Origin of the sequence: Achromobacter sp. Marseille-Q4954 (genome assembly GCF_943737025.1) — a bacterium.
Classification (GTDB): domain Bacteria; phylum Pseudomonadota; class Gammaproteobacteria; order Burkholderiales; family Burkholderiaceae_B; genus Achromobacter; species Achromobacter bronchisepticus_A.
This window is the reverse complement of the sequence record NZ_CALSFQ010000003.1, coordinates 411,763-430,477: the sequence shown is the minus strand read 5'-3', so window position 1 is coordinate 430,477 and position 18,715 is coordinate 411,763. Positions and strand designations below refer to the sequence as shown.

Below are 18,715 nucleotides of genomic sequence, written 5' to 3'. Positions count from 1 at the left end.
TGCCCACAAGCCGCCCCCGGCCAGGAACGCTACTCGTCTTCTTCGAAGACCTCGACTATCGCGTCGGCCACGGCGCGCACGCGGGCCGTGCGGTTCAGGTCGCCGTGCATCACCAGCCACAGGTCGTAGGGTTCGCTGCGCGTCGGCCAGATGCGTACCAGCTCCGGATATCCGGGCGCCATGTGCGTAGGCACCTCGCCGATGCCCAGCCCGGCCGCGACCGCTTCGAGAATCATCAGACCGGAGTTCAGCTCCATGCCGATGCGGCCGTTGCCCGTGGGTTCGCCGCAGAAGGTATCGGACCATCCCGGCAGCACCGCCTGCTGGTACGTCACCAGCGTGTGGCCCGCGAACGCCGTGCCCGGCCGCGGCTCGCCATGCGCGGCCAGGTAGGCCCGCGAAGCGTACAGGCCGACCTCCTTGCGCGTCAGGTGGCGGTGGATCAGATCCGGATTGTCCGGCTTGATGTTCCGTATCGCCAGGTCGGCTTCGCGGCGCGTCAGGTTGCTGATCTGGATGGCCGTGGACAGCACCACGCGGATGTCGGGGTGTTGGGCATGCACGCGCCGCACCGCTTCCATGATGTAGTAGCTGGCCACGGTTTCCGAGGTCGCCACGCGCACCACGCCGGACAGGCGATGATCCAGCCCCTGCATCTGGCGCTGCAATTGGTCCGCCGCCTGCTCCATGCGTTCCGCAGCCGCGAACGCCAGTTCGCCGGCCGCCGTGGGCACGTATCCGCCCGGCGTGCGCAGGAACAGACGCGCGTCCAGCGAGGACTCCAGCGCCGCCAGTCTGCGCCCGGCGGTGGCCTGGTCGATTTGCAGCAGCGCGGCGGCGCCCCGCAAGGTTCCTACCCGGTAGATGGCCAGGAAGATCCTGGCATTGTCCCAGTCCATGGCGATCTCTCCATCTATGCATTTTTGCATCACTGTAAAGCAATTATTCGGCTTTTTTGCATCAAAGCGCAGGTCTAAGCTTCAGTCCTCGACAGCCCTGCCACACCACCAGCCATGAGCTCCGCCTGCCCCAACCTCTCCGCGCCCTCGCTGGCCGCCAAACCCGCCGCGGCCGGCCTGCTGCCGCTTGTCACGCTGGCCATCGGATTCGTCATGGCCATGCTGGACGTCACCGTCGTCAACGTCGCCTTGCCCAGCATCGCGGTGCAGTTCACCGTCCCCCTGACGGACCTGGTCTGGATCGTGGATGGCTACACCCTCACTTTCGCGGCCCTGCTGCTGGTGGCCGGCGCGCTGGCCGACCGCTATGGCGCCAAGACGATCTATCTGGCCGGCTTGGGCGTCTTCACCCTGGCGTCCCTGCTCTGCGGCCTGGCGCCCAACGCCGACATGCTGATCCTGGCCCGCATGCTGCAAGGGCTGGGCGCTGCCCTGTTCATGCCCAGCTCCCTCAGCCTGCTGACCCATGCCTACGACGACGATCAGGTGCGCAACCGCATGCTGGCCGCCTGGTCCGCCATCGTGGCGGTGGCGGGCGCCGCCGGCCCGCTCCTGGGCGGCGTGCTGATCCACCAATTCGGCTGGCGCGGGATCTTCCTCATCAACATCCCGTTGGGGCTGGGCGGCTTGTGGCTGGCGCGCCGCCGCATCCAGGCGGCCCCACGCCGCCCGCGCGCACTCAATCCGCTGAGCCACCTGCTGGGCGTGATCGCCTTGTCCTCGCTGTGCTTCGTGCTGATCCAGGGCAATGCCTATGGCTGGTCCTCCAACCCCATCCTGGTCACGATTGCCCTGTGCGCGGCCGCTGCCCTGTTGCTGGTGCGGCGCGAGCGCCGCCATGCCGACCCCATCATCCCGCGCGTCCTGTTCGCAACCCCGCAATTCGCGGCCGCCAACGGCGTCGGCTTTCTGATCAATCTGGCAGCCTACGGCCAGCTGTTCTTGCTCAGCCTGTTTCTGCAGCATGCGCGCGGCGCGGATGCCCTGGAGACCGGCCTGCAGCTGGTACCCATGCTGGCCGTATTTTCCTTGGGAAATCTGCTGTCCAGCCGGGTGTCGGCGCGCTGGAACGTGTCGACAGCGCTGCTGGGCGGCGTGTCGCTGGCCGCGGCCATGAGCGCCGCGGGGATCGTCATGTTCTCGCCAGACATGGCCTACTGGCCGTTCGCCATCATCGTCGCAGTGGCCAATCTGGGCGTGGGCGTCGCCGTCCCCACCATGACCAGCGTGGTCATGCAGGTATCGGGCAAGGGCCACGCCAACAGCGCCGCCGCCGCCCTGAATGCCAACCGCCAATCGGGCGCGCTGGTAGGCGTCGCGCTGATGGGTACCATCCTGCATCTGCTGCCGCAGTGGAGCGCCAGCCTGCCCGCCGCCTACGTCGTCATCACCTCAGGCTATCTGCTCGCTGCCGTGCTGGCATGGCGCTACCTGCAACGCGCGCGCAACGCCTGAACGCGGGCAAGGCGGCGGCCGTCACAGGCCATGAAGGCCGCAGCGCTCAAGCGTGCGCGGCCGGGAGTATCGCCACGCCGCGCCCCGCGAAGAATTCGTCGAAGACGGCCAGCGGCAATTCGACATCGGCCTGCGTGCCCGGCTCGCCCGAAGGATTGTGGAAGGTCACCGAGTCCGCCGTTGCACGCGTCACCAGCACCAGGTGCCCGCCCTTCCTGGGCGGCTTCCGCTCGGGCCAGCGTATCCAGGGATGCACGGACGCCATGAAGTAGGCGGCCTGCGCCATCAAGCCAGGCAGTTCTTCCGCGCGCAGATCGACATGCACCCGCGCCGCCAGGCCGAATGCCTCGTCCACGTAGCGTACGAACGGCGCGTAGATCATGCCCTTGATCTGTTCGCCTTCCACGGTATAGGCGCCGTAAGGCACGCTGCCCCGCGCCAGCTCCAGCGTCGGATAATGCCGCCCGTCGCGCGCCGCCAGCACCATCTTCAGGCAGGCCATGCCGCAGACGTGGCTGGCCCAGCGCGCGTACTCATCCACGTCGCGCGCGCCCGAGCCCCGCCAGGCCGGATCATCGGCCAGGGCCAGCTTGCCCTGGATGATCTCGCTGGCCAAATGCGCCGACTCCCATTGGCAAAAATACGGCACGGCGGATCGGGAGGCTGGCGTCGCGTTCATGCTGAACTCCTGGATTCTGCAGGTCGAAGAGAGCCGCTATCTTGCCCGCGCGCCCTGTGCGTGGCAACCAGTCGGCGTTTGCTTCACAATGCTCCTATCCGTGCTCACAGGAGACCCGCATGTCCAGCCCTGCCACGTCCAACCCGCCCGCCATCCGCCGCGTCGCCATTGTCGGCGCAGGCACCATAGGCGCCAGTTGGGCTGCGCTGTTCCTCGCTCGCGGCCTTGAGGTCGTCGTCAGCGATCCCGCCGCCGACGCCGAAGCGCTGACGCGCGCCCGCGTGCAAGCGGCATGGCCCGTGCTGGCGGAACTCGGACACGTGCTGCCCGGCGCCTCTGCCGAGGCGCTGCGCTTCGAACCGGACCTGGAGGCTGCGCTGGCCGGCGCAGACTTCGTGCAGGAAAACGCGCCCGAGCGCGAAGACTTCAAGACCACGCTCTTTGCGCGCATGGACGCCGTGCTGCCGCCGCAGGTCATCGTCGCATCCAGCTCGTCCGGCCTCATCATGAGCCGCCTGCAATCGCAGTGCCGCCATGCCTCGCGCTTCGTCATCGGGCATCCGTTCAATCCGCCGCACCTGATTCCGCTGGTCGAAGTGGTAGGCGGCGAACTGACCTCGGCCGACACCATCGATCGTTGCATCGCCTTCTACCGCGGCCTGGGCAAGTACCCCATCCGCTTGAACAAGGAAGTCCCCGGCCACATCGCCAACCGGCTGCAGGCGGCCCTGTGGCGCGAAGCGATACACCTGGCGGCCGAGAACGTCGCCAGCGTGGCCGACATCGACGCCGCCGTGTCGCAAGGCCCCGGCCTGCGCTGGGCGCTGTTCGGCCCGCACATGACCTTCAACCTGGGCGGCGGGACGGGCGGGCTGGCAAACTTCATGGATCACTTGCTGGGCCCAGTCCAAACCTGGTGGGACGATCTTGGCGCACCTGAAGTCACCCCAGACCTGCAGCAGCGCCTGATCGCAGGCGTCAACGCCGAAGCCGGCGAGCGCAGCATCGCCGACTTGGTGCAGACGCGCGATGCGCAATTGACCGCGCTGCTGAAAGTGCTGCAACGCTGAACCCGGGCTGCAGCCCGGTTCAGGCCAAAAGGCCGGCATCCTCCGCAACCGGCAGGCAACGCCGCCTGCCCACTTCCATAGCAGGACTCCTCCGAATGATCTCCGTCACACACGACAGTTCGCTTTCCCGCTACACCGCCACCGTCGATGGCGTTCTATGCGTGCTCGACTACCAGTTGCAAGACAACACCATGGCGATCACGCACACCGGCGTGCCTAGCCAGGTAGGCGGCCGCGGCATCGCCGCGGCGTTGACCCAGTACGCGCTGGACGATGCGCGCGCCCGGGGTTGGAAGGTGCGGCCCTTGTGCTCGTACGCCGACGCGTATATCCGCCGGCACCCTGAATACAACGATCTGCTGGCCTGAGCGTCCTGGGCTTTTCGCATCGTGACCAAACCCTCCAAGCTCCCGGCCTCGGCCTGTCCTTGCGGCAATCCCAAGCCCTACTCCGAATGCTGCGGCCGCTGGCATGAAGGCCCGCAAGCGCTGCAGGCGCCCAGCGCCGAGGCGCTGATGCGCTCGCGCTATAGCGCCTTCGTGCTGGACAAGCTGCCCTATCTGTTGGCGACCTGGCACCCCAGCACCCGCCCCAGCGCGCTCGAGCCCAATCCGCCCGACCTGAAGTGGCTGGGTCTGGCGATCAAGCAAACAGCTAGCCAGGACTCTGAACACGCCACCGTGGAATTCGTCGCCCGCAGCCGCCAGGCCGGCCGCGCCCACCGTCTGCACGAACTCAGCCGCTTCGTCCGCGAAGGCGGCCAGTGGTTCTACGTGGACGGCGACCTGCACTGACCAGGTCCGGCACTTTCGGACCTGGCCCTTCCCAACCCACACACCAGAAAAAGGCAGACATGAACCAGGATTCTCGCCACGCCGAAGCGCTCTTTCACGCAGAATCTGTCGCGGCACTGCGCGCCGATCTTGCGCTCGCATTGCGAGCCGCCGCAGCGCATGGTCTGGGCGAAGGCGTCTGCAATCACTTCAGCGTGGCCTTGCCGGGCGACTCGGAGCATTTCCTCCTCAATCCTCGCGGACTGATGTGGCATGAAGTGCAAGCGGACGACATCGTGCTGATCGATGCCCAAGGCAACAAGCTCGCGGGCCGCCATGCAGTCGAGCCCACGGCCATGTTCATCCATGCCGCCATTCACCGCATCGCCGGCAAGGCCTGTGTGCTGCACACGCACATGCCCTACGCCACGGCCCTGACACTCACCTCGGATCGCGCGCTCGACACCACGCTGTCGCAGAACGCCATGCGCTTTCACGGCCGCCTGGCGATCGACGAACGCTACAACGGCCTGGCGCTGGACGTCAGCGAAGGCGAACGCATCGCCCATGCAATGCAGGGCGCGGACGTGGTCTTCCTCGGCAACCACGGCGTCGTGGTCTGCGGGGAACGGCTGGACTATGCCTATGACGACCTGTTCTTCCTGGAACGCGCCTGTACCGCCCAGGTGCTTGCGCAATCGACGGGACGCCCGCTAGTGCCGGTCGATCCTGATCTGGCTGCCAAGGTTGCCGCTCAGGTCCAGAGCGAACGCCTGCAATCCGAGCTGTTCTTCGCCGCCTTGCGCCGTCAATTGCCTTAACCGCTGTCTTTGACGGGAAAAACAAAAGCCCTCGCAGGCGCATCCTGCGAGGGCTTTTTCATTGGAGGTTGCGGACCGCATGAGTCTAATCATCGACGCGGCGCCACAAAGACAAAACCCCACAGGGGTTACCTGTGGGGTTCTGCGGAATAAAAGCTTGACGATGACCTACTTTCACAGACGTCCGTCCACTATCATCGGCGCAAAGTCGTTTCACTGTCCTGTTCGGGATGGGAAGGAGTGGGACCAACTCGCTATGGTCGTCAAGCGTAACTGGTTGAGCGGCTGCGGTTAGGCAACTGCTCCAATCTTGGAAGAAACACAACGCGTGGCGATCAGAGTCAGACTCGATGATCACGCACGATGGGGTGTAATTGGTGTTGGCTGGCTGCTGACGGCGCAGCCAGATTTTGTATTGAACGACACTTGGAACGCTACATCACCAGGTCATAACCATCAGTGTTATAGGATCAAGCCTCACGGGCAATTAGTATCGGTTAGCTTAACGCATTACTGCGCTTCCACACCCGACCTATCAACGTCCTGGTCTCGAACGACCCTTCAGGGGGATCAAGTCCCCGGGATACCTTATCTTCAGACGAGTTTCCCGCTTAGATGCCTTCAGCGGTTATCTCTTCCGTACTTAGCTACCCGGCAATGCCATTGGCATGACAACCGGTACACCAGAGGTACGTCCACTCCGGTCCTCTCGTACTAGGAGCAGGCTCCGTCAAGTATCCAACGCCCACGGCAGATAGGGACCAAACTGTCTCACGACGTTTTAAACCCAGCTCACGTACCTCTTTAAATGGCGAACAGCCATACCCTTGGGACCGGCTACAGCCCCAGGATGAGATGAGCCGACATCGAGGTGCCAAACACCGCCGTCGATATGAACTCTTGGGCGGTATCAGCCTGTTATCCCCAGAGTACCTTTTATCCGTTGAGCGATGGCCCTTCCATTCAGAACCACCGGATCACTATGTCCTGCTTTCGCACCTGTTCGACTTGTCAGTCTCACAGTCAAGCACGCTTATGCCATTGCACTATCAGCACGATTTCCGACCGTACCTAGCGTACCTTCGAACTCCTCCGTTACACTTTGGGAGGAGACCGCCCCAGTCAAACTGCCCACCATGCACTGTCCCCGATCCGGATAACGGACCAAGGTTAGAACCGCAAACAAACCAGGGTGGTATTTCAAGGATGGCTCCACGTAATCTAGCGACTACGCTTCAAAGCCTCCCACCTATCCTACACAGGCCGGTTCACAGATCAATGCAAAGCTACAGTAAAGGTTCATGGGGTCTTTCCGTCTAGCCGCGGGTAGATTGCATCATCACAAACACTTCAACTTCGCTGAGTCTCAGGAGGAGACAGTGTGGCCATCGTTACGCCATTCGTGCAGGTCGGAACTTACCCGACAAGGAATTTCGCTACCTTAGGACCGTTATAGTTACGGCCGCCGTTTACCGGGGCTTCGATCAAGAGCTTGCACCCCATCACTTAACCTTCCGGCACCGGGCAGGCGTCACACCCTATACGTCGACTTTCGTCTTTGCAGAGTGCTGTGTTTTTAATAAACAGTCGCAGCCACCGATTCTCTGCGACCCCATCATGCTAAGCGCGCAGGCGCTTCACACTACCGGGGTATACCTTCTCCCGAAGTTACGGTATCAATTTGCCGAGTTCCTTCTCCTGAGTTCTCTCAAGCGCCTTGGAATATTCATCCCGTCCACCTGTGTCGGTTTGCGGTACGGTCTCGTACAGCTGAAGCTTAGAGGCTTTTCTTGGAACCACTTCCAATCACTTCGCAAGCAATGCTCGCTCGTGCCACACCCTTGATTTACGCGCCCGGATTTGCCTAAGCGCCATCTTCGATGCAGCAACAGGGACATCCAACACCCTGATGATCTTCCGCGATCCGTCCCCCCATCGCACTGTACGACGGTACTGGAATATTAACCAGTTTCCCATCAGCTACGCATCTCTGCCTCGCCTTAGGGGCCGACTCACCCTGCGCCGATGAACGTTGCGCAGGAAACCTTGGACTTACGGCGAGGGGGCTTTTCACCCCCTTTATCGCTACTCATGTCAGCATTCGCACTTCTGATACCTCCAGCAGCCTTTACAAGCCACCTTCGCAGGCTTACAGAACGCTCTCCTACCGCGTGCACAAAGTGCACACCCGCAGCTTCGGTTTATCGCTTAGCCCCGTTACATCTTCCGCGCAGGACGACTCGATCAGTGAGCTATTACGCTTTCTTTAAAGGATGGCTGCTTCTAAGCCAACCTCCTGACTGTCTATGCCTTCCCACTTCGTTTCCCACTTAGCGATAATTTGGGACCTTAGCTGGCGGTCTGGGTTGTTTCCCTCTTGAGTCCGGACGTTAGCACCCGGTGCTCTGTCTCCCAAGCTGTACTTGCGGGTATTCGGAGTTTGCCATAGTTTGGTAAGTCGCCATGACCCCCTAGCTATAACAGTGCTCTACCCCCCGCAGTAATACTTGAGGCACTACCTAAATAGTTTTCGGAGAGAACCAGCTATTTCCAGATTTGTTTAGCCTTTCACCCCTATCCACAGCTCATCCCCTAATTTTTCAACATTAGTGGGTTCGGTCCTCCAGCACGTGTTACCGTGCCTTCAACCTGGCCATGGATAGATCATCTGGTTTCGGGTCTACACCCAGCGACTGAATCGCCCTATTCGGACTCGCTTTCGCTACGGCTTCCCTATTCGGTTAACCTTGCCACTGAATGTAAGTCGCTGACCCATTATACAAAAGGTACGCAGTCACCCCACAAGGAGGCTCCTACTGTTTGTATGCATACGGTTTCAGGATCTATTTCACTCCCCTTCCGGGGTTCTTTTCGCCTTTCCCTCACGGTACTGGTTCACTATCGGTCGATCACGAGTATTTAGCCTTGGAGGATGGTCCCCCCATCTTCAAACAGGATTTCACGTGTCCCGCCCTACTTTTCTTACGCTTAGTTCCACACACAAGATTTCGCCTACAGGGCTATCACCTGCTACGGCCGGACTTTCCATTCCGTTCGACTATCTTGCGTGCTAAAACGTAAAGGCTCTTCCGATTTCGCTCGCCACTACTTTCGGAATCTCGGTTGATTTCTTTTCCTCGAGCTACTGAGATGTTTCAGTTCACCCGGTTCGCTTCCACTGGCCTATGTATTCAGCCAGGGATACCGCATTGCTGCGGTGGGTTTCCCCATTCGGACATCTACGGATCAAAGCTTGTTTGCCAGCTCCCCGTAGCTTTTCGCAGGCTACTACGTCCTTCATCGCCTGTGATCGCCAAGGCATCCACCATATGCACTTAGTCGCTTGATCCTATAACGCTGTAGGCTATAGGACCTGAGTATTAGCGTTTGTGCCGTTCATAAGTTTCAAAGCAGTCTGAGGTTATTCACCCCAGTCTTGAGAACTTGGAACAAAATTAATGCAATCACAACCCGTACTTATCTTCATCGACTTGCGTCGAGTACTTGATAAGTACATTTTCGTTGTGCTTCTTCCAGATTGTTAAAGAACAAATATAGCTGTTGAGTAAAACCCAACTCATAACACTGCGAGCAGCGCTATGAGTTAGCCTCTACACGGCATCAAAACATTGACACCAGCTACATCAAACAACCGATAAGTGTGGACGCTTAACACGAGCACTAAGCTCTGAAAGGAGGTGATCCAGCCGCACCTTCCGATACGGCTACCTTGTTACGACTTCACCCCAGTCATGAATCCTACCGTGGTAATCGCCCCCCTTACGGTTAGGCTAACTACTTCTGGTAAAACCCACTCCCATGGTGTGACGGGCGGTGTGTACAAGACCCGGGAACGTATTCACCGCGACATGCTGATCCGCGATTACTAGCGATTCCGACTTCACGCAGTCGAGTTGCAGACTGCGATCCGGACTACGATCGGGTTTCTGGGATTGGCTCCCCCTCGCGGGTTGGCGACCCTCTGTCCCGACCATTGTATGACGTGTGAAGCCCTACCCATAAGGGCCATGAGGACTTGACGTCATCCCCACCTTCCTCCGGTTTGTCACCGGCAGTCTCATTAGAGTGCCCTTTCGTAGCAACTAATGACAAGGGTTGCGCTCGTTGCGGGACTTAACCCAACATCTCACGACACGAGCTGACGACAGCCATGCAGCACCTGTGTTCCGGTTCTCTTGCGAGCACTTCCAAATCTCTTCGGAATTCCAGACATGTCAAGGGTAGGTAAGGTTTTTCGCGTTGCATCGAATTAATCCACATCATCCACCGCTTGTGCGGGTCCCCGTCAATTCCTTTGAGTTTTAATCTTGCGACCGTACTCCCCAGGCGGTCAACTTCACGCGTTAGCTGCGCTACCAAGGTCCGAAGACCCCAACAGCTAGTTGACATCGTTTAGGGCGTGGACTACCAGGGTATCTAATCCTGTTTGCTCCCCACGCTTTCGTGCATGAGCGTCAGTGTTATCCCAGGAGGCTGCCTTCGCCATCGGTGTTCCTCCGCATATCTACGCATTTCACTGCTACACGCGGAATTCCACCTCCCTCTGACACACTCTAGCCCGGTAGTTAAAAATGCAGTTCCAAAGTTAAGCTCTGGGATTTCACATCTTTCTTTCCGAACCGCCTGCGCACGCTTTACGCCCAGTAATTCCGATTAACGCTTGCACCCTACGTATTACCGCGGCTGCTGGCACGTAGTTAGCCGGTGCTTATTCTGCAGGTACCGTCAGTTTCACGGGGTATTAACCCATGACGTTTCTTTCCTGCCAAAAGTGCTTTACAACCCGAAGGCCTTCATCGCACACGCGGGATGGCTGGATCAGGGTTTCCCCCATTGTCCAAAATTCCCCACTGCTGCCTCCCGTAGGAGTCTGGGCCGTGTCTCAGTCCCAGTGTGGCTGGTCGTCCTCTCAAACCAGCTACGGATCGTCGCCTTGGTGAGCCGTTACCCCACCAACTAGCTAATCCGATATCGGCCGCTCCAATAGTGCAAGGTCTTGCGATCCCCTGCTTTCCCCCGTAGGGCGTATGCGGTATTAGCTACGCTTTCGCGTAGTTATCCCCCGCTACTGGGCACGTTCCGATACATTACTCACCCGTTCGCCACTCGCCACCAGACCGAAGTCCGTGCTGCCGTTCGACTTGCATGTGTAAGGCATCCCGCTAGCGTTCAATCTGAGCCAGGATCAAACTCTTCAGTTTAATCTCTGTATTTGTTTCGTATTTCTTAACCCCCGAAAGGGTCGAGTCATACGTCGCTACTCAAAGGAAGTGAGGTATGTTCTTAAACTTGACGTCTAAGGTACTTCACTTCTAGTGAGCACTTGATTTCATTGTGCCTGTGACCGAAGTCACATTGCACTCGCATCAAGCGCCCACACTTATCGGTTGTTTAATTGTTAAAGAGCGGTACTGCTAAATTCTGTACTACTTACTGCCTGCTCGCTTCGCTACGCCGCTTTCGCTGGCGCCGCGTTGTTTGCAGCAGAGAAACGAGATTATGAAGAAGTTTTTTTCGCTTGTCAAGTCGGCGTCACATACTGCGTTTCGCTTTCTTGCTTGCGACCTCTTCAGGTCCGCCTCTCTTAGCAGCTATCGAAATATCAGGGTTAACCCTAAGTTTTCGGCAACTGCCAAGCCCAAGACTATAACACGATTTTTGCAGATTGTGCAACTGGCTTTTGCCTAACTTGCTGCAATCCTTGCAATAACCGCGCGGCGTTCATTTCTGACTGCTTTGCGGCAGGCTTGGCTCGAATCTTCTTGCCCGACCTGTTGTGCTTGCTTGGCTTCGCGCTTCAGAACTGTCCGAACTGCGAAGGAGCGAGACTATAGCACAAGTTTTCCGTCTGTCATGCCATGCGGCCAAATATTTGTTCCAGATGCATCCACCATCTGCGACGCCTCGCCAGCCGCGCGCTCTAACACCCTCCGCCTCGCTATATATAGAGAGCTAGAGACAGGCCATCTTCCTGGCAAGCGCGCGGCCCCGCTGCTGCCTGATATAGGAGACGGCGCCGCGAAGGGGAATCGGCAAGGACGCCGGGCCGCTTACCAGAGGCCAAAGCCCCACCTACCAGCGCAGGTAGTCCACGTCGCGCAAGCGCGCCAGGTCGCGCTTGACCGCGACCTCGTTCATCAGCCATCCGGGCGCGCCCAGATCCTGCAGCATATGCTCATCCAGATCGGCAGCCAGTTGGCGCAGGCGCGCTTCATTGCGGCGCTTGCGATAGGCGGCCGCAAGCATCGCGATGAATCCCGCGCGCGGCGCCGCCAGCTGGGCGGGCTGCGCCGCGACCGGCTGTGCGGGGGACTGTTGGCGATCCCTGGCAATGGCGGCCAGGGCGGAAGAAGACGGGGTGCAAAGCTGTGCAGACATGATGGGCTCCAGGTATTTATGCACTTTGGTAAGCGTAGTCGCCCAATACCCCGCTGAAAATCGAATTGTTTTGGGGGTATCGGTAAGCTATGATGACCAATCTCTCCCTGGGTCCCCATCATGCGCCTGCCGCTCAGTACCCTCCCCGCCTTCCGTGCCGTGGCCGAGCTGCAGAATCTGCGCGCGGCCGCCGAACGGCTGCATCTGACCCACAGCGCCGTCAGCCAGCAGATCAAGGTGCTGGAAACCCAACTGGGCTTTCCCCTGTTCGAGCGCAGCGGCCGGGGCATCGTCCTGAATTCGGCCGGCGCCGCGCTCTTGTGCAGCGTGCAGGGCGCCATGGCGCTGCTGGATGAAGGGACGATGGCGGCGTCGGCCGCAGCCTCTGGCAGCGAGCAGCGCTTGCGCGTGTCGGTGCTGCCCTCTTTCGCGCAACGCTGGCTGTTGCCGCGCATGGCGCGCTGGCGCGAGCGCAATCCGGGTCTGACGCTGGAAATCGAAACGTCGCAGCAGGTGGTGGATCTGTTGCGCGACGGTTTTCACGCCGCGCTGCGTTTTGGGCGCGGCCCCTGGGCGGGCGTGGAATCGGAACCTTTGTTCAACACGCCGCTGCCCCTGATCGTCCTGGCGTCGCCCGAAACCGCGGCGGCGCTTCCAGACTACTCGCCCCAGACGCTGGCGCGCCAACCGTTGCTGGGCGAGCGCGAGCTCTGGCAATCGTGGTTCAGCGCCGCCGGGTTGGACACACCCGTCACGCCGGTGGCTTCCTTCAACGATGCCGGCATGATGATGCAGGCCGCCGAGCAAGGGCTGGGCATCACGCTGGGACGCCAACTGCTGGCCGCGGACGCGCTGTGCTCAGGCCGGCTGGTGCAGATTTCTCCGATCAGCATCGAGTACGAACAGGCGCAGACCTATCACCTGGTCTACCGGCCCAGCCTGCGCGACTGGGCGCCGCTGGTGGAACTGAAGCAGTGGCTGCGCGACGAGCTGGAGATGTCGCGCGAAAACCTGACCATCCCCAAGTCCGGCCCCGGCAAGAAAACCCAGGCAAAAAAAAGGTAAGACAGCCTCCGCTGCCTTACCTCTACCAAATCGCGACGCCAGCGAAAACCACGATCCGCAAGCCGGGATGCGCTACGCACGCAAACCCGGCAGGCGTCGCGGCGGCGGCAGGCTCGCGTCGCGGCGGACCTCAGGCTACCTTGCGCGCAGCCGGGCTGGCCGGCCGCATCGTGTCGGTTTCATTGAAGCGCTGGTGCCAGGAGAACGCTTCCTCCAGCAGATGCGGCGTCTGGCCGCCGCGTTCGCAGGCACGGTCGAAATAATCCTGCAGGGCGTCGCGGTAGGACGGATGCACGCAGTTCTGGATCACCGCGCGCGCGCGTTCGCGCGGCGCCAGGCCGCGCAGGTCCGCCAGGCCGCATTCCGTGACCAGCACATCGACATCGTGCTCGGTGTGGTCGACATGGGACACCATGGGCACCACGCTGGAGATGTCGCCGTTCTTGGCCATGGACTTGGACACGAAGATCGCCAGGTGCGCGTTGCGCGCGAAGTCGCCCGAACCGCCGATGCCATTCATCATGTGCGTGCCGCCCACGTGGGTGGAATTGACGTTGCCGTAGATGTCGAACTCCAGCGCCGTATTGATGGCGATGATGCCCAGACGGCGCACGATCTCGGGCGCGTTGCTGATCTCTTGCGGGCGCAGCACGATGCGCTCGCGGTAGTGCTCCATGTTGGCCAGGATCTTTTCGTACACGGGCTTGGACACCGTGATCGAAGAGGCCGACGCGAACGCGAGCTTGCCCTGGTCCAGCAGTTCGATGGCGCTGTCCTGCAGCACTTCCGAATACATCGTCAGGTTCTCGAAGCTGGACGACTCGAAGCCGTGCAGCACCGCGTTGGCAATGGTGCCGATGCCGGCCTGCAAGGGCAGCAGCTCGTTGGTCAGGCGGCCGGCGTCGACCTCGCGGCGCAGGAAGTCATTGATGTGGCCGGCGATGGCATTGGTTTCCTCGTCGGGCGGCAAGGCGTTGGACGGGCTGTCCGGCTCTTGCGTGATGACGATGGCGGCGATCTTGGCCGGATCCACTTCGATGCAGGACTGGCCGATACGCTGGTCGGGGGAAACCAGGCCGATGGGCTGGCGCGCCGGACGGGCTTCGGGCACGTAGATATCGTGCAGGCCCTCGATGGCGGCGGGCACGCCCATGTTCAATTCAATGATGATGACGTCCGCCTGCTGCGCAAAAGAGGCGGAGTTGCCTACCGACATGGTCGGCACGATGGCGCCGGTCTCGGTGATGGCGGCGGCCTCGATGATGGCGACGTTGATGGGGCCGATGTGGCCCGCGCGCAGCTGTTCGACCGTTTCCGACAGGTGCTGGTCGATGAAGGCGATTTCACCTTGGTTGATCTTGCGGCGCAGGGTCGTGTCGACCTGGAACGGCATGCGGCGCGCCAGCGCGTTGGCCTGCGCCAGCATCTTGTCCGTGTCATGGCCCAGTGATGCGCCGGTGATCAGGGTGATGGAGAGCGGCTCGCGCTCGGCGCGGGCCGCCAACGCCGCCGGCACCGACTTACAGTCGCCTGCGCGGGTGAAGCCGCTCATTCCGACGGTCATGCCGTCCTGAACCAGCAAAGCCGCCTGATCGGCGGAAGTGATCTTGGCGCGCAGCCCAGGGTGGCGGATACGGTCGAGATGCATGGTGTCTCCAGATTCAAGGGCCTACGTGCGGCGGGGCGCGGCGTTGCCGCTGTGCGCCCAGGCGCCGTCTGACGCGGCGTTTCCCGAGGTTCCCGGGCCGACTCGAAGCGGTCCGGGAACGAATTTTCGGCAGTATAGGAAGGCCGGCTCAAATCTCGTAATGACTTAAAATCATCCAAATAAGTCATTTTTTTCATCGTTTGAGAGTTTTGCGCATAACGCGCGAGGGAGTCCCGGTCCATGGACGTGCGCGCATTGCGGTACTTCGTCGAAACCGTCAAGCACGCCAGCTTCACGCAGGCGGCCAAGACGCTGTTCGTGACGCAGTCGACGGTAAGCAAGATGATCCGCCAGCTGGAGGAAGAGGCCGGCACGCCGCTCTTGATCCGCGACGGCCACACCGCCCGCCCCACCGACACCGGCCGGGTCATGTACCAGCGCGGCCTGCAGGTGCTGGAAACGATGCGCCAGCTGTCCGAAGAATTGCGCCAGACCGCGGACCTGCGCCGCGGCGCGCTCGAGGTCGGAATTCCGCCCATGATCAACTTGCTGTTCACGCCTGTGGTCAAGCGCTTCCGTGAACTGCATCCGGGCATCCACCTGACCCTGCGCGAAGGCACCGGCCAGGCCGTGGAAGGCCTGGTCGCCAGCGGCGAACTGGAGGTGGGCGCGACCATTCTTCCCATTGCGCCAGACGGCGGCCTGGCCGCCCAGCCCTTCGGCAGCTACCCGATCTGGGTGATCGGCCCGCCCGACGCGCCCTGGGCCGGCAAGACCTCGCTGCCGCTCTCCGCCCTGCGCGATGCGCGCCTCTTGATACCCACGGACGACTTCGCCATCACCCGGCGCTTGCGTCAGGCGTTTGCCGATGCCGGCTTCCAGCCCGGCATCGCGGCCCAGAGCGCGCACTGGGACTTTCTGGTGGCGATGGCCTCGGCGGGCCTGGGCGTGGCGCTGCTGCCGGAACCCCTGATGCAGCGCATGAAGACGCGCGGCCTGAGCACCGCCAAGCTGGCCAAGTCCGGCATGCAATGGGAGGTCGGCCATATCTGGCAGCGGTCCGGCTATCTGTCGTATGCCGCCCACGCCTGGCTGGAGGTATGCGACGCGGTGCTGGGCAAGCCGAAAAAGCGCGCCGCGCCGAGCGCCCGTCCTGTTTGAGTTGAATCCAAACGTTGGCCGCGTAAATAGGGTTTGCGGACGCCGCCCGCAGCAGAGCCTGCCTGCGGCGTCCGATCGCCTATCCGGCCCTATTTCTACCCTGGGTCCGCGCCGCCACAACGGCCGTCGGGCGCACCAAAAAAAATAGGGCCGCAGCGCTCGTTTTTGTTGCAACGGATGAGGCGGCGGCTTGCTATGCTCCCGCCTCGAATGCGAGCGACTCGCCCCAGAACATGACACAGACTTCCCTAACCCTGCGCGCGCAACCTCGCCGCGCCCGCGCCTCCATTTTCACTGCGCTGATCGCGGCGCTGCTGCTAGTGCTTGTCCTGCTGCCGGCCCATGCCGCGGCGCCGCCCACGCCGGCGGACACGGAAGCGGCGCTGGCGACCGCGCGCAAGCAGATCGACGACATCCGCAAGCGCGTCGCCGACGAAACCGATGACGCCACCCTGGTGAAACAGCGCAGCGACGCGTTGGACATCCAGTCCAAGGCCGACGCCGCCGCCGAGGCCCTTACGCCTCAGCTGGCCAGCGTGACGGCCCGGCTGAGCGAGCTGGGCACGCCGCCCGAAGGCGTCAAGGAAGCCTCCGACGTCGCCGCCCAGCGCATGCAGCTGGACAAGACCAGCCGGGCGCTGGACGCGCAGATCAAGCTGGCCAGGCTGCTGTCCGTGGACGCCGGGCAAACGGCCGAGCAGATCTCGGCGCAGCGGCGCAAGCAGTTCCAGGCGCGCTTGGGCGAGCGGCGCGATTCCTTCCTGTCCGACCAATTCTGGACCGAGTTCCGGGAGGAGTTCCCGCGCGACCTGGAACGCCTGGAAGCGCTACGCGACGACCTCGCGACCGCGGTCGGACAGACGCCGAAATGGGGCTGGCTGCTTTTGGGCGCGGCGATCGCGCTGACGATCGCCCTGCGTGTCGCCATCGGCCGGGTGCTGCTGCGGATAACCGCCACACGCGTGCCGCCGGGGCGTCTGCGCCGCTCCTTTCTAGCGGTTACGCATGTGGTCCTGGCCGTCGCCACGCCGGGTGTGGTCGCGCTGTTGATCCATATGGGGCTGGACTGGAATTCGCAGCTGAGCGACAACACCTCGTCGCTGCTGGCCAACCTGGTGGGAACGGTGTGCTTCGGCGGCTACGTGTCCGGCCTGGGCTATGCGCTGCTGTCCGCGAACCGGCCGTCGTGGCGCCTGCCGCCCGTCAGCGACATTGTGGCGACGCGGCTGCGCTGGCTGCCCGGCGTGCTGGGCGTGCTGGTGGTGATGATCTGGCTGGCCGAACGCCTGCCAGTGCTGTTGAACGCCAGCCTGACCACCACCATCACGCTGACCGGCATCGTCGCGGTCCTGACCATGGCGACGCTGGGCGCGGTGCTGGCCATCAGCCGCCGGTTGCGGCGCCAGGCCATGCAGGAAAACGAGGCGCCGATCCCCTTCTGGGTGTCGCTGCTGCTGGGCGCGGTCTGGACCGTGCTGATCCTGAGCCTGGCCAGCCTGCTGGCGGGCTATGTGGCGTTCGGCAGCTTCATGGTCAAGCAGGTGCTGTGGGTGCTGATCGTGCTGGCCTCGGCCTATCTGCTGTCCACCTTGATCGAGGACGGCTTCAGCACGCTGCTGGGCACCTCGCACCGCGACGGCGGCGAGCACGAAGCGCCCAGCATGCGCGACCAGGCTGCCGTGCTGCTGTCGGGCGTGGGCCGCGTGGCGGTCGGCCTGCTGGCCGTGATCCTGCTGCTGGCGCCCTTCGGCGAAGCGCCAATGGACCTGCTGCAGCGCTTCGATCAGTTGCGCAAGGGGCTCGCCATCGGCGAAGCCCAGATCCGCCCCGGCGCGGTGCTGCAGGCGCTGATGGTGCTGGGGCTGTCGCTGCTGGCCGTGAAGATGCTCAAGCGCTGGCTGTCCAACCGCTACCTGCCCACGACCGAGCTGGATCCGGGCATGCAGTTGTCGGCCGCCACGCTGTTCGGCTATGCCGGCTTCGTGATCGCCGTGGCGCTGTCGCTGTCGGCCGCGGGCATAGGACTGGAACGCGTGGCGTGGATCGCGAGCGCACTGTCGGTGGGTATCGGCTTTGGCTTGCAGGCGGTGGTGCAGAACTTCGTGTCCGGCCTGATCCTGCTGGCCGAGCGCCCGGTCAAGGTGGGCGACTGGGTGTCGCTGGGCGGGGTCGAGGGCGACATCCTGCGCATCAACGTGCGCGCCACGGAAATCCAGATGGGCGACCGCTCCACGGTGATCGTGCCGAACTCGGAGTTCGTCACCAAGACCGTGCGCAACGTGACCCGTTCGAATCCGTTGGGGCTGGTGCAGATCAAGCTGCCCTTGCCGCTATCCACCGATGCCGAGCAGGTGCGCGAGTTGATTCTACGAGCCTTCTCGGACCACGAGGACGTGCTGGACACGCCCGCTCCCAACGTCTTCCTGGACGGCATCGAAGGCGGCAACCTGATCTTCAACGCCAAGGGCTACGTGTCCTCGCCCCGGGCGGCCTACGGCGTGCGCAGCGCCTTGCTGTTCACCCTGCTCAAGCGCCTGCATGACGCGGGCCTGGAGGTGTCGTCGCCGCCCACCATGCTGCTGGCCTCGGCCCCGCCGCCGGCGTCGGCCCCTCTCGCCGTCCCGCCGCCCGCGCAATCCTAGCGTCCACACATCCTGGCTTCGTCCCGCCCCGCGCGGGACGCAC

12 protein-coding genes and 3 rRNA genes are annotated in these 18,715 nt (G+C 62.2%); 8 read left to right on the top strand and 7 right to left on the bottom strand.

The features are described from left to right. Positions 1–29: 29 nt before the first annotated feature. The gene (locus NGK62_RS27465; protein WP_059371741.1) at positions 30–899 is read right to left on the bottom strand and encodes a LysR family transcriptional regulator; all 870 of its coding nucleotides are present in this window, start codon (positions 897–899) and stop codon (positions 30–32) included. 114 nt (positions 900–1,013) lie between these two features. On the opposite strand from NGK62_RS27465, the gene NGK62_RS27460 reads away from it, so the two are divergent. After that, on the top strand, positions 1,014–2,414 hold the full coding sequence (locus NGK62_RS27460) for an MFS transporter (RefSeq protein ID WP_251881250.1): 1,401 nt from the start codon (positions 1,014–1,016) through the stop codon (positions 2,412–2,414). A gap of 46 nt (positions 2,415–2,460) precedes the next feature. On the opposite strand, the gene NGK62_RS27455 is transcribed toward NGK62_RS27460, so the two are convergent. Further along, positions 2,461–3,093 (bottom strand): hypothetical protein, encoded by a 633-nt coding sequence (locus NGK62_RS27455; RefSeq protein WP_251881249.1) that lies wholly within the window; start codon positions 3,091–3,093, stop codon positions 2,461–2,463. 119 nt (positions 3,094–3,212) lie between these two features. On the opposite strand from NGK62_RS27455, the gene NGK62_RS27450 reads away from it, so the two are divergent. The 4 genes from NGK62_RS27450 to NGK62_RS27435 all read left to right on the top strand — a co-directional run bounded on the left by NGK62_RS27450 (position 3,213) and on the right by NGK62_RS27435 (position 5,757). Continuing rightward, positions 3,213–4,163 carry a 3-hydroxyacyl-CoA dehydrogenase NAD-binding domain-containing protein gene (locus NGK62_RS27450; protein WP_251881248.1) on the top strand — a complete coding sequence of 317 codons (951 nt, stop codon included), beginning with the start codon at positions 3,213–3,215 and terminating at the stop codon, positions 4,161–4,163. A gap of 95 nt (positions 4,164–4,258) precedes the next feature. Further along, entirely contained in the window at positions 4,259–4,531 is a 273-nt protein-coding gene (locus NGK62_RS27445) for a GNAT family N-acetyltransferase (RefSeq protein WP_059371737.1), read from the top strand. 21 nt (positions 4,532–4,552) lie between these two features. Beyond that, positions 4,553–4,957 (top strand): YchJ family protein, encoded by a 405-nt coding sequence (locus tag NGK62_RS27440; protein ID WP_251881247.1) that lies wholly within the window; start codon positions 4,553–4,555, stop codon positions 4,955–4,957. Positions 4,958–5,016: 59 nt separating this feature from the next. Then, positions 5,017–5,757, top strand: coding sequence for an aldolase (locus NGK62_RS27435; protein ID WP_059371735.1), 741 nt, complete (start codon positions 5,017–5,019; stop codon positions 5,755–5,757). Between the two features lie 155 nt (positions 5,758–5,912). Here the strand turns inward: NGK62_RS27435 and rrf are convergent. The 4 genes from rrf to NGK62_RS27415 form a co-directional block, all read right to left on the bottom strand. After that, positions 5,913–6,025: ribosomal RNA gene (rrf, locus tag NGK62_RS27430) — 5S ribosomal RNA — on the bottom strand. A 198-nt stretch (positions 6,026–6,223) separates the two neighbouring features. Next, positions 6,224–9,106 (bottom strand): 23S ribosomal RNA (locus NGK62_RS27425). A gap of 342 nt (positions 9,107–9,448) precedes the next feature. Then, positions 9,449–10,979, bottom strand: a 16S ribosomal RNA gene (locus tag NGK62_RS27420). Together the 16S, 23S and 5S rRNA genes form the textbook arrangement of a ribosomal RNA operon. An 871-nt stretch (positions 10,980–11,850) precedes the next feature. After that, a complete protein-coding gene (locus NGK62_RS27415; protein WP_223283520.1) occupies positions 11,851–12,156 on the bottom strand; it encodes a hypothetical protein in 306 nt (101 codons plus the stop codon). 120 nt (positions 12,157–12,276) lie between these two features. Here NGK62_RS27415 and NGK62_RS27410 point away from each other — a divergent pair, with 120 nt between their 5' ends. Then, positions 12,277–13,221, top strand: a complete 945-nt coding sequence (locus tag NGK62_RS27410; RefSeq protein WP_118935206.1) for a LysR substrate-binding domain-containing protein — start codon at positions 12,277–12,279, stop codon at positions 13,219–13,221. A gap of 130 nt (positions 13,222–13,351) precedes the next feature. Here NGK62_RS27410 and scpC read toward each other — a convergent pair whose 3' ends face one another. Next, positions 13,352–14,869 (bottom strand): succinyl-CoA:acetate CoA-transferase ScpC, encoded by a 1,518-nt coding sequence (gene scpC, locus NGK62_RS27405; protein ID WP_125472970.1) that lies wholly within the window; start codon positions 14,867–14,869, stop codon positions 13,352–13,354. A 240-nt stretch (positions 14,870–15,109) separates the two neighbouring features. Between scpC and NGK62_RS27400 the strand changes: the two genes are divergently transcribed. Together NGK62_RS27400 and NGK62_RS27395 are read left to right on the top strand one after the other, a co-directional pair. Beyond that, positions 15,110–16,030: a LysR family transcriptional regulator gene (locus NGK62_RS27400; protein ID WP_059379515.1), complete on the top strand. Its 921-nt coding sequence runs from the start codon at positions 15,110–15,112 to the stop codon at positions 16,028–16,030. 233 nt (positions 16,031–16,263) lie between these two features. After that, entirely contained in the window at positions 16,264–18,672 is a 2,409-nt protein-coding gene (locus NGK62_RS27395; RefSeq protein WP_251881246.1) for a DUF3772 domain-containing protein, read from the top strand. The last annotated feature ends 43 nt before the right edge of the window (positions 18,673–18,715 follow it).